The sequence below is a fragment of the Methylophaga muralis genome, assembly GCF_001720165.1.
Classification (GTDB): Bacteria; Pseudomonadota; Gammaproteobacteria; order Nitrosococcales; family Methylophagaceae; genus Methylophaga; species Methylophaga muralis.
The window spans coordinates 94,120-106,236 of record NZ_MCRI01000002.1 but is presented as its reverse complement, the minus strand read 5'-3'; the positions used below and the strand labels follow the sequence as shown (position 1 = coordinate 106,236).

Annotated in this window: 9 protein-coding genes; 8 read left to right on the top strand and 1 reads right to left on the bottom strand. The window is 45.3% G+C overall.

The window, feature by feature from the left end:
• Positions 1-129: 129 nt before the first annotated feature.
• From leuA to A9E74_RS02150, 3 genes are all read left to right on the top strand, one after another.
• On the top strand, positions 130-1,794 hold the full coding sequence (gene leuA, locus A9E74_RS02160) for a 2-isopropylmalate synthase (RefSeq protein WP_069295023.1): 1,665 nt from the start codon (positions 130-132) through the stop codon (positions 1,792-1,794).
• 176 nt (positions 1,795-1,970) lie between these two features.
• Positions 1,971-2,408 (top strand): LEA/WHy family protein, encoded by a 438-nt coding sequence (locus tag A9E74_RS02155; RefSeq protein WP_069295082.1) that lies wholly within the window; start codon positions 1,971-1,973, stop codon positions 2,406-2,408.
• 289 nt (positions 2,409-2,697) lie between these two features.
• Positions 2,698-4,806 carry a methyl-accepting chemotaxis protein gene (locus tag A9E74_RS02150; RefSeq protein ID WP_069295022.1) on the top strand — a complete coding sequence of 703 codons (2,109 nt, stop codon included), beginning with the start codon at positions 2,698-2,700 and terminating at the stop codon, positions 4,804-4,806.
• Between the two features lie 19 nt (positions 4,807-4,825).
• Here the strand turns inward: A9E74_RS02150 and A9E74_RS02145 are convergent, their stop codons facing one another.
• Positions 4,826-5,722, bottom strand: a complete 897-nt coding sequence (locus tag A9E74_RS02145; RefSeq protein WP_069295021.1) for an SDR family oxidoreductase — start codon at positions 5,720-5,722, stop codon at positions 4,826-4,828.
• 375 nt (positions 5,723-6,097) lie between these two features.
• Between A9E74_RS02145 and A9E74_RS02140 the strand changes: the two genes are divergently transcribed.
• The 5 genes from A9E74_RS02140 to A9E74_RS02120 all read left to right on the top strand — a co-directional run bounded on the left by A9E74_RS02140 (position 6,098) and on the right by A9E74_RS02120 (position 12,106).
• Complete coding sequence (locus A9E74_RS02140) at positions 6,098-6,562, top strand: DUF2383 domain-containing protein (RefSeq protein ID WP_168800120.1); 465 nt, start codon at positions 6,098-6,100, stop codon at positions 6,560-6,562.
• Between the two features lie 93 nt (positions 6,563-6,655).
• Complete coding sequence (locus A9E74_RS02135; RefSeq protein ID WP_069295020.1) at positions 6,656-7,069, top strand: hypothetical protein; 414 nt, start codon at positions 6,656-6,658, stop codon at positions 7,067-7,069.
• A gap of 137 nt (positions 7,070-7,206) precedes the next feature.
• Positions 7,207-7,914 (top strand): hypothetical protein, encoded by a 708-nt coding sequence (locus A9E74_RS02130; protein WP_069295019.1) that lies wholly within the window; start codon positions 7,207-7,209, stop codon positions 7,912-7,914.
• Positions 7,915-8,135: 221 nt separating this feature from the next.
• Entirely contained in the window at positions 8,136-11,834 is a 3,699-nt protein-coding gene (gene metH, locus A9E74_RS02125; protein WP_069295018.1) for a methionine synthase, read from the top strand.
• Between the two features lie 68 nt (positions 11,835-11,902).
• Positions 11,903-12,106, top strand: a complete 204-nt coding sequence (locus tag A9E74_RS02120; RefSeq protein WP_069295017.1) for a SlyX family protein — start codon at positions 11,903-11,905, stop codon at positions 12,104-12,106.
• Positions 12,107-12,117: the final 11 nt, after the last annotated feature.

The window sequence follows — 12,117 nt, the reverse complement described above, 5'->3', positions numbered from 1 at the left end:
AGTGAATGGCGGAAACTGAAAAATGATTGGTTATCCTCCAATCCATGTTAAATAAACCTACCGGAAGCGTTCTTAAATACACGTCATCAGGCAACTCTATTTTGCTTATCCAGACTCAGGAGTTAGAAGATGATTGCCAATCCCGCTCAAAAGTATCGCCGCTTTGAGCCTATTCAATTGCCGGATCGCCAATGGCCGAATCAGGTGATTGAAAAGCCGCCAATCTGGATGAGCACCGATCTGCGTGATGGCAATCAGGCGTTGATTGATCCGATGTCGGTCGAAACCAAAATGCGTTATTTCAAAGCTTTGGTGGAAATGGGCTTTAAGGAAATTGAAGTGGGATTTCCGTCAGCCTCAGAAACCGACTTTAATTTGGTACGCCGGTTGATCGAAGAAAATGTGATCCCGGATGATGTAACGATTGAAGTATTAACTCAGGCCCGTCAGGATTTGATTGAACGTACTGTTGAGTCACTGAAAGGTGCTCGTCGTGCCATTTTGCATATGTACAATCCGATTGCTCCAGCGTTTCGCAAAATCGTTTACAACACCGATAAAGCCGGTGTTAAAGAAATTGCTGAACAAGGCACACGCTGGGTCAAAGCGTTAACTGAACAACATCCGGAAACCGAATGGGTTTATCAATATTCTCCTGAAGTGTTTTCCAGCACTGAAGTGGAATTTGCCAAAGAGGTTTGTGATGCAGTGTCCGCCATCTGGCAGCCAACACCACAACGCAAGATGATTTTCAATTTGCCAGCCACGGTGGAGATGTCGACGCCTAATACTTATGCTGATCAAATCGAATGGATGCATCGCAACTTAAACAATCGAGACAGCATTATTTTGAGTGTGCATCCACATAATGATCGTGGCACTGCAGTCGCAGCAGCGGAATTGGCAGTGATGGCCGGTGCTGATCGGGTAGAGGGATGTTTGTTTGGTAATGGTGAACGTACCGGTAATGTTGATTTGGTGACATTGGCATTGAATTTATATTCGCAGGGTATCAACCCTGGTCTGGATTTCAGCCAGATTGATCAGATCCGCCAATTGGCAGAAGAATGCACACAGTTACCAGTTCATCCACGTCATCCCTATGCTGGTGAATTGGTGTTTACCGCGTTTTCCGGATCCCATCAGGATGCGATTAAAAAAGGTTTTTCCAAACAAGATCCCGAGGGCTTATGGGAAGTACCTTACTTGCCAATTGATCCGGCAGATTTAAATCGCAGTTATGATGCGGTGGTGCGGGTAAACAGCCAATCTGGCAAGGGCGGGGTGAGCTTTTTGTTACAACAGCGTGCCGGTTTTGAGTTACCACGTCGTTTGCAGATTGAATTCAGTAAAACAGTACAGAAAGTCAGTGATGCCAGCGGCAAAGAAGTGAATAGCGCCGATATCTTCAGCTTGTTTGATCAGGAATATTTACAGGTGAATTCGCCTTATCAGTTCCACAGCAGCAAGATCAGTGGTGAAGAGCATGCTGTCGAAGCGCATATCAACAGTATCTTTGAGGGGCAGCAGATCTCTTTGAGCGGACAGGGCAATGGGCCGATTGATGCCGCAGCCAAAGCCTTGGCACAACACACTGGACAAACTATTACGGTAGTGGATTACCACGAACATGGTTTGGGAGCTGGGTCTGATGTGGCAGCGGTGTGTTATGTGGAAATTAAAATCGGTGAAAGTCAGCCGATATTTGGGGTGGGGCAGGATGAAAATATTACTACTGCTGCAATCAAAGCATTAATCAATGGCGTAAACCGGTTAATACTTCAGGCAGCCTGAGAATCCCGATCGCCAGCGTGCCTGTTTGCCGCTGGCGATTCAGTTACTGATATCGAAGAACGCTCAATGGTTAAACACGGATTAATATATTACTCAGCCGTATCAGCTAGACTGATTTCCATTTAGCGTATTAGGAATGTCATGAATTTTGCAAAAAACTGCTTCTAGTAGTGCTGATGGCTTTAATATCAGCCTGTGCCAGCTGGTCACCCAGCTATGAAAAACCGCAGGTTAATATCACTTCTTTTTCTTTAGCGCCGGAATCCAATGGTCTGGCACCAAGATTTATTATCGGTTTGCAGATCATTAATCCCAATCGTAATGCTTTGCCGTTAAAGGGCATGAGTTATTCCATCGCGGTAGAAAATAACAACGTATTAAGCGGTGCAACGTCAGATTTACCCAGAATTCCGGGATATGGTATGGCTGATTTCACTATCGAGGCCAGCCCGGATTTACTGGGTAGCGCTCGATTAATCAACCGATTATTAGCTGGTCAGAACAAAAGTCTTGAGTACAGCTTCAAGGCAAAACTCGATATGGGAAGGTTAGTGCCTTTTGTGAACATAGAAGAAAACGGCCTTTTCAACTTATCGAACACAGCAGCAAATTAGTTTATGCGAACTGCTAGGCAGATTACTGACAACTCAATTGCACATACATAAATAATCTGGCAAAGTCAGTGCGGTTTGTCGCAATGACAAATCCTTCAGGCTTATCTCAAGCCTAACAGCGAAGCGGCTAAATTGAGACTCAATCACCAGACCAGGGCTAAAATCGAAATACATTGCCATCGTGGGCATTATTTCTGCCGTTCACTGAATGAGATTGATACGGTCTGCAATCAGACTGCAAATTAAGTGGTATACCGTCTGTACCAGTTCCCTCATATCGGAGTTATAGATGCACCTTTCCATTCAACAGCGTTTTAGTATTTGGGCCGGACTGAGTCTATTGACCGTCGTGGTAGTCACTGCACTGATTAGTGTCTGGCAATTTGGTACGATTAAACAGAATCTTGCTGAGCAAAGCCGCGAGATCACTGAGCAGCAAGCACAAGATTATTTACAATTATTGGCCCAGGATACTGCGGCGCAATTACGAATCCCCCTCGAAAGAGCTTTGCATACAGCTCAGGCGAATGCTGCAGTTATGCGGGCTGTTGTAGCGGATACGAACATCACTGAAAAGCGCGGTTTTGCACTCAAAATGCTGGAACAGACTTTGATGCTTAACGATGATTTCCTAGGTGTTTATGTTGCTTTTGAGCCAAACGAAATGGACGGAAGTGATTTCCTTTATCGTGACAGCTTGGGCAGTGATGCCCGAGGTCGCTTTATGCCCTATGTCGTGCGTTCCGATAATAATGGCTTTGTTGTGGAAAATCTGGAAGGTCTTGAAGACGCTACCATGGACGAAAATGGCGTAAGAGCCGGTGAGTATTATCTTTGTTCCAAAGACAGTAAAAGCAGTTGTGTCATTGATCCTTATCTTTATCCTGTTGGTGGTGAGCAAGTGTTATTGACCACTCTGGTTGCGCCAGTAATGGATAAAGGCCGCTTTATTGGTAATACGGGCATTGATATTTCGGCCGCATTTTTACAATCAGTGATTATTGATGTTGCTGCCCAGCTGTATCAGGGAGTTGGCCAAACTTTGTTAGTTAGTCCACGTGGAGTAATTGTCGGACATAGCCAGCAGCCTGAGCTAATTGGTCAGAACCTTAATGCATTAAATAGTGAGCTCAGAGAAGCATTACTCGCTGTTAGTGAAGCTGGACAAAGCCAGATTTTGCAACAACAAGGACAATTTGTTGTGCTCAGTCCATTTAAAATGCCGGGAAGTGAGCAGGCCTGGGTGACTTATCTTGCGGTTCCAGAAGCCAAAGTATTAGCAGCCGTAGCCGAACAGGAACAATTTCTTGATCGTGCTCAAACTACCTTTATCAGCAGTACTAGCTTGCTAGGTCTGATTTTGGCTCTGATTGGCGTGGGTGTGGTGTGGCTGGTGGCCCGCAGTAGTATCCAGCCACTATCAGATATGACCACTTTGGTTGCGTCAATTGCTGAAGGAGAAGGTGACCTGACCCAGAAACTTGATATTCAACGTCAGGATGAGACCGGTAAATTATCGGGTTTCCTGAATATCTTTATTGGCAAACTCCGCAAGTTGATTCAGCAGTTAATCCCATTGGGTGAAAATGTCAGTAAGTTATCTGCTGAAGGTCGTCAAATCAGTGAACAGACACGAGTAGAGATGGATCAGCAACAACAGTTGCTCGAAGAAATGGTTTCTGCGGTAACTGAAATGGCGGCTTCCGCTCAACAAATTGCCGGAAATGCTGATCGCACATCACAATTTGTCAGCAAAGCCAATGAGTCATCTCAATCTGGTGCAGGGCTGGTAAAACGTACTTCAGAGTCCATTCACGAGGTCAGTAACAGTGTGCAGGAATCCCAAACTGCCATGTTAGAACTGGAGAAAAATAGTGAGGCGATTGTCAGCATATTGTCAGTGATTCAAGGCATTGCTGAACAAACCAACCTGCTGGCACTCAATGCTGCAATTGAAGCTGCCCGAGCCGGGGAAAAAGGCCGAGGTTTTGCTGTGGTCGCAGATGAAGTGCGAGCGCTAGCTAGCAGAACTCAGGTGGCCACGGTGGATATCAAAGACAAACTAAGCGTGTTGCAAAAAGGCAGTCGTCAGGCCGCGGCAAAAATGCAGCAAAGCGGGCAGCAAGTAACGGAAACCGTTGATCTGGCCCGCGCAGCGGAGACGGCATTGCAAGATATTCAACAAGCAATCATTGAAGTTACGGAAATGACATTCCAGATTGCTTCGGCGACCGAAGAACAAAGCGCAGTATGTGAGGATGTCAGCATGAATCTTAATAAGATTTCGCAACTGGTCGAACATACCACCGAGGGCGCTCGCCAGCTGAATCAGGTGGGTAACCAACTGGATGAAGCAGCCAACAGTTTGAAGTATCAGTTGGGCTCATTCAAAGTTTGAATGGTGGGGGCCCAGCATTTTACATCTGCATTCGGCCTCCTGTGACACCGTAAATTTCACCAGTCACATAACTGGCATCCGCTGAGGCTAAAAAGACATAAACCGGAGCCAGTTCAGCTGGTTGGGCTGGACGACCAAATAAGGTGTTGGCACCAAAGTTTTTTACTTTTTCATCTGGCATAGTAGTCGGTATTAAGGGCGTCCACACCGGTCCTGGCGCTACACCATTTACTCGTACTCCCTGATTTATCGCTTCAGATGCCAGTGAAATAGTGAAATTAGCAATGGCTGCCTTAGTGGCAGCATACGGTGCAAGATTGCTGCTTGGCTCAAAAGCCTGGATGGAAGTGGTATTAATGATCGAGCCGCCTGGCGGAATATGTTTTAACGCAGCTCGGGAAAAATGAAAAAAGGCTTCGATATTGGTTTGAAACGCATAGCTGATTTCATCATCCGGGATGTCCTGAATTGATTCATAAGTTTGTTGAAACGCGGCGTTATTGACCAGAATATCCAGTCGGCCAAACTCTTCAATACACAAATCAACAGCACTATCACAAGCTGCACGATTGTTCGATTGATCCATTCTTATTGAAATGACTTTTCTGCCAGCTTCTTTGACCAAACGCTCTGTTTCATGGGCATCCTTTTCTTCACTGAGATAAGTAAACACAATATCGGCACCTTCTCGAGCATAAGCGAGTGCCACGGCCATGCCGATACCACTGTCACCTCCAGTAATTAAAGCTACTTGTCCGGCAAGTCTATCGTGGCCTTGATAACTATTTTCACCATGATCAGCTCTCGGCTGCATTTTGTTTTCTTCCCCGGGCAGTTTATGCGGCTGGGTCTCAAACTCTGGACGAGGGTAACGATTTCTCGGATCGGAGGATCTATTCGCAGATGTTTGTGTCACTTGTTAACCCCTTTACGGTGAACAATCAGAATTGCTGCTATCAACGATGCAAAAGCTATTCCGTCCATTAGAAGTGAGTGAAACCGTGGCTATCGTGAGGAAGTTAGTTCGCTAAAAACACTAATAAGATATTGGCCGAGTAAAAATTACCGATCATAGGAATTTTTTATATAGAAAATAGCGTTTTTTCTGGGGGGGATGCCTCACTGCCTTTTGCTTAAAGTGATGCTATAGCTTTGCTGCATCTTAAAAACTGCTGTCTGGCATAGAGCTTGCCACATTGCTAGTCAGTCTGGTCAACGTTAAATATAAACAGCGTGACTATTTATATAAAACAACAGCACCCATAAAAGCGATAAGCATATGATGGACACAATGAACGACAACGATTTTAGAAATATTGATGTGATGAATTCGGAAAACGTAATTTCCAAGTTAGGGGACTTAGTGGCATTGGAATTCAATGCCATTGAGACCTATGAAGCAGCAATAGAACGTCTTGAGAATCTTGATTATCGAGCAAAGATGACCGAGTTCCTCGGAGAACATGAACGTCATTTAATGCAATTATGTGATGCCATTATTCAAGAAGGTGGCACACCACCGGAAGGGGCAAATTACAAACAGTTTCTGACCAAAGGCCCGGTTGTTATTGCTGGAATTGGTGGAGACAAAGCCATTCTGCACGCCATGTTGTTAAACGAGAGCTTAACCAACAAACTTTATGAAAGTGCGAATGAAGAAATATTTCCAGGCTATATTCAACTTATGTTAAAGCAAGCTTTGGGTGACGTACGTCATCATAGAGTCTGGATTGAGTCAGCCATTGAGCAACACTAATTAAAAGATGTGTAGAAATAGAATTTTGATTGAAACATTAGGTTATATAGAACTGTCATTTTGCTAGTTACCTTTCCATAAAGGATTAAAGAAATGTTTAAAAAGTTATTTGTTTCAGCAGCGGTTTCGGCCATTTACTTTGCTACACCGGTCTTGGCTGAGGATTTGAATCAGCCTCAGGACCACCGATCAACGATAAATCAACAGCAGAGCAATCAAGTCGGCCAGCCAATCGATAACCGGATTGATAGTGAGATTAGACAGAATCAATCCAACACTCCAATTACTCCACAAACAACACAACCTCTGCCTGCAACTCCTCCTTCACGATCAGTTATGACACCTGAGCCACCACCACCTCCAACTCGGGTTAATCCGCAAACCCCGCAAACTACCGATCCTGCTTTACCCAATACCGGAGCTCCAGCGGGGAATACGCCAGTTGTGCCTGATACAACTTACCCCGATGCGACATATCCGGATGACACCACCACACCTTATCGTTGAAATCAGTATGAAACATTTATCAACGATAATTTCACTGCTCAATTTGGATGAGCCTGCGGCGTTAAAAAGTCGACATTCATGACGCCGCTTTGATTTAAAAACGCTTAAGCAAGTTCAAATAGATAAAGGACGTTGCCATGCCACATGCCAGAAAGTTAGATAGTCAGTCTATTCCGAGCCAGCAAAACCGGTTTCCTAAAACTGTCGCCAGTGACCATTTAACCACCGCCGACACTTCTGAAAAAAAACGTGTAAAAAGCCAACTTCATCCTGAATTTATTATTGATGAAATGGATTTCAAGGCATTGAGTAAAGCTGTTCCTGATGGGACGGTTGGTACCATTACCGAAGTCCATCAGCACAATACCGAATTGTTATTACACAAATTGGGCCAGCGACTCGCTTTTGAACGCGCCAGTGTCAGGCTTTATGAAGCGCTTATTTTTAAATGCCTCGCTGCACAAAAAGGCAAAAAGAAAGTTGTTTCATTGGATCTGTTAAGGCAATTTCGTGATGAAGAAGTCGAGCACAGTTTATTGCTTAAAAAAGCGATTGAAACATTAGGTTTTGATTCAGATGACTGGATTCCAGATATGGACTCCACGCTGCTTGCAACTTTGCAAATACCTAAAGTCTTCAGTCAGAAAAACACCAGTATTTTGCAATGTCTGGAATCGGTGCAGATTTTTGCTACCAACGATAATGCCGAATGGCACACCCTGCATGAACTGTTTACCAATATGGGATTGCAGGATTTAGCTGATGAATTTAACCAGGCGCTAGAAGAAGACAGCCGGCAATTGGAAATGCTTTCTCGTTGGATATATCAACTATCACACGTTTAAAGCAATTTCTGAAACTGCGACAAAATCCAAAGGGGAAGCATCAGCTTCCTTTTTTTTCATTAAAACTTAACTAAAAATAGGTTGTGAACGACTACAAGTACTGCTCATGTTCAGTTGTTTAATCTTCCTGGTAAAAGCAGTTGGCGTGGCCGAATACCAAAGAGTTTCTGTTATAATCAAGCGTTTTTTCCATACTCTAACTGCCTGACAGGAAAACCGTTTTGACCACAGCTTCTCATCAAATCCGCAGCCTGCTTGAACAAAAGATCCTGATCCTCGATGGCGGCATGGGCACCATGCTGCAAAGTTACAAATTGAGTGAAGCGGATTTCCGCGGTGAACGTTTTGCCAATCATCCTTGTGATGTTAAAGGTAACAACGATTTACTGTCGCTGACTCAGCCGCAGATCATTCGGGATATTCATCGGGCTTATTTTGAAGCCGGTGCCGATATAGTCGAAACCAATACCTTTAATGGTACTTCGATTGCAATGGCAGACTACCAGATGGAAGATCTGGTTTATGAATTGAACAAAGTCTCGGCGCAACTGGCGCGAGAAGTCGCTGATGAATTTACTGCCAGCAATCCTGACAAACCGCGCTTTGTTACCGGCGTATTAGGTCCTACCAATCGTACCGCCAGTATCTCTCCTGATGTAAACAATCCTGGTTTCCGTAATGTAAGTTTCGACCAGTTAGTTGAGGCCTATCTGGAAGCCATTCGCGGTTTGGTCGACGGTGGTAGTGATTTACTGTTGGTAGAAACGGTATTTGATACCTTGAATGCCAAAGCCGCTGTATTTGCGATCGAGCAGTATTTTGAACAACACGATGTGCATTTGCCGGTGATGATTTCTGGCACCATTACTGATGCCAGTGGCCGCACACTTTCTGGCCAAACTGCAGAGGCTTTCTGGAATTCGCTGTCACATGTACAGCCGATCTCCATTGGTTTGAACTGTGCTTTAGGTGCCGATCAACTGCGTCAGTATGTTGAAGAGCTGTCAAATATTTCCACCAGTTATGTCAGTGCGCATCCCAATGCCGGACTGCCAAATGAGTTTGGCGAATATGATGAATCACCGGAAGTGATGGCGGTTCAGATCAAGGAATGGGCCGAATCCGGTTTTCTGAATATTATCGGTGGTTGCTGTGGCACCACGCCGGCACATATCAAAGCAATTGCTGAAGCCGTCGAAGGTGTCAAACCACGCCAGCGCGTTGAAAATAAACATTATTGCCGTTTAAGTGGTCTGGAACCGCTGACCATTACACCAGAAAGTCTGTTTGTGAATATTGGTGAACGTACTAATGTCACCGGTTCAATCCGCTTTGCCAAACTGATCAAGGAAGGCGATTACGATACAGCTTTAGAGGTTGCCAGACAGCAGGTCGAAAACGGCGCGCAAATCATCGATATTAATATGGATGAAGGCATGCTGGATTCGCAGGACGCAATGGTGACCTTCCTCAATCTGGTCGCTGCCGAACCCGATATCAGCCGCGTGCCGATCATGATTGACTCCTCCAAATGGGAAATCATCGAAGCTGGCCTCAAATGTATTCAGGGCAAAGGCATCGTCAACTCGATCAGTCTCAAGGAAGGTGAGGAAAAATTCATCGAACAGGCCAAACTGGTACGCCGTTATGGCGCGGCCGTTATCGTCATGGCGTTCGATGAAGATGGTCAGGCCGATACCCGTGAACGTAAACGCGAAATCTGTACCCGCAGTTATGAGATCCTCACCGAAAAAGTACATTTCCCGCCGGAAGATATTATTTTCGATCCGAATATTTTTGCCGTGGCGACCGGTATTGATGAGCATAACAATTATGCCGTCGACTTTATTGAGGCCACCCGCGATATCAAGCAAAGCCTGCCACATGCGATGATCAGCGGTGGCGTCTCCAACGTGTCGTTTTCGTTCCGTGGTAATAATCCGGTACGTGAAGCGATTCATGCAGTGTTTCTCTACCACACCATCAAAGCCGGTATGGATATGGGTATCGTTAATGCCGGACAGCTGGCGATTTATGATGATTTACCGGAAGAACTACGTGAGCGGGTCGAAGACGTTATCTTAAACCGCCGCAATGATGCCACTGATCGTTTGCTGGAAATCGCTGATAAATATAAAGGCGATGGCAGTGTCGAGAAAAAAGAAGATCTGGAATGGCGCAGTCTGCCGGTAGTTAAACGGCTGGAATATGCGTTAGTCAAAGGTATCGCAGATTTTGTTGAAGAAGATACTGAGCTGGCGCGTCAGGAATATGCCAAACCATTGGAGGTCATCGAAGGCCCGTTGATGGACGGCATGAATGTGGTCGGTGATTTATTTGGTGAAGGCAAAATGTTTTTGCCACAGGTGGTTAAGTCCGCTCGGGTAATGAAAAAAGCCGTTGCCTATCTGATGCCATTCATCGAACTGGAAAAAGACGACAGCACCGTCAGTAGTAGTAACGGTAAGATCTTGATGGCGACGGTAAAAGGCGATGTTCACGATATCGGCAAGAACATTGTCGGCGTGGTATTGCAATGTAATAACTTTGAAATCATTGATCTGGGCGTGATGGTACCGGCACAGAAGATTTTGGATGCCGCACGTGAGCACAATGTCGATATTATCGGCTTGTCTGGATTGATTACGCCTTCTCTGGAAGAAATGGCGCATATGGCCAAGGAAATGGAACGACTTGGCTTTGAAATTCCGTTGATGATTGGCGGTGCAACGACTTCACTTATCCATACCGCAGTCAAAATTGACCCGAATTATCATGGCCCGGTGATTTACGTTAAAGATGCGTCACGTGCGGTCGGCGTGGCACAGAATCTGGTCAGTAAAATCACTCGTGACGACTTTGTTGGCAAAATCAAAACCGATTATCAGACCAAACGTGAACAGCATAAAGGCCGTAAATCCACTCGACGTTTACTGACTTTGAAACAGGCACGTGCGAATAAAACCAAAATCGACTGGCCGACATACCAAGCGGTAAAACCTGCACAGACCGGTATTCAGGTGTTTGATGATTATCCATTGCAGGAATTAGTGGATCGCATCGACTGGACGCCATTTTTCCAGTCATGGGAATTAGCAGGCAGATATCCCCGTATCCTGACTGACGAAATTGTCGGTGAGCATGCTACGCATTTATTTGAAGATGCGAAAAAAATGCTCAAACAGATCGTTGATGAAAAATGGCTTAAAGCACGTGCAGTAATTGGTTTATTCCCGGCCAACAGTGTCGGTGATGATGATATCGAAATTTATACCGATGACAGCCGTCAGCAGGTATTGATGAAATTACATTCGCTGCGTCAGCAAGCCGAGAAACCACCTGGCCGGCCAAATGCAGCTTTGGCTGATTTTCTGGCACCGAAAGAAACTGGCGTCGAAGACTATATCGGTGCATTTGCGGTCACCGCAGGAATCGGCATTGATGAGCATATCGAACGTTTTGAAGCCGATCATGATGATTATCACAGCATTATGCTCAAAGCACTGGCTGATCGTTTGGCGGAAGCGTTTGCCGAACGTATGCATGAAAGGGTGCGTAAGGAATTCTGGGGTTACAAAAAAGACGAACAGCTGGATAACGAAGATCTGATTGATGAGAAATATCAGGGTATTCGTCCAGCGCCGGGTTATCCGGCTTGTCCGGATCATACCGAAAAAGGTCTGTTATGGGATTTGCTGGACGTTGAAAAACGTATCGGCATGACGTTGACAGAAAGCTTTGCCATGTTGCCGACTGCAGCAGTCAGCGGTTTCTATTTTGCTCATCCGGAATCACGTTATTTTGGCCTCGGCAAAATCAGTGAAGATCAGGTCAAGGATTATGCAAAACGGAAAAACTGGACGCTTGATTACGCCGAGCGTTGGTTGGCGCCAGCATTATCCTATGATGGCGATGATTGATGTCACGCAGACCGTCATGTTTGATGCAATTTGTAGTCAACTATCTATAACAAAAGGGGGAGTTTGCTATGCATGAAGATATCGTAGATTTACAAACCCGCATGGCATTTCAGGATGGCGTTATTGAACAACTGAATCAAGTGGTGACCGATCAGCAACAGCAGATTGACCGTCTGGAACGGCGTATGGAAAAACTGCTTGGCCAGGTTGAAGCGCTGCAAGCCGACCAATTAGTTCAGCAGGCGGACGAACCGCCACCACCGCATTATTAAACTTCAGAAGT

What these genes read in the sequence shown, in the direction of transcription:
- leuA (WP_069295023.1), top strand. Translation starts at nt 130, where the DNA reads ATGATTGCCAATCCCGCTCAAAAGTATCGCCGCTTTGAGCCTATTCAA.
- A9E74_RS02155 (WP_069295082.1), top strand. Translation starts at nt 1,971, where the DNA reads ATGGCTTTAATATCAGCCTGTGCCAGCTGGTCACCCAGCTATGAAAAA.
- A9E74_RS02150 (WP_069295022.1), top strand. Translation starts at nt 2,698, where the DNA reads ATGCACCTTTCCATTCAACAGCGTTTTAGTATTTGGGCCGGACTGAGT.
- A9E74_RS02140 (WP_168800120.1), top strand. Translation starts at nt 6,098, where the DNA reads ATGAACGACAACGATTTTAGAAATATTGATGTGATGAATTCGGAAAAC.
- A9E74_RS02135 (WP_069295020.1), top strand. Translation starts at nt 6,656, where the DNA reads ATGTTTAAAAAGTTATTTGTTTCAGCAGCGGTTTCGGCCATTTACTTT.
- A9E74_RS02130 (WP_069295019.1), top strand. Translation starts at nt 7,207, where the DNA reads ATGCCACATGCCAGAAAGTTAGATAGTCAGTCTATTCCGAGCCAGCAA.
- A9E74_RS02120 (WP_069295017.1), top strand. Translation starts at nt 11,903, where the DNA reads ATGCATGAAGATATCGTAGATTTACAAACCCGCATGGCATTTCAGGAT.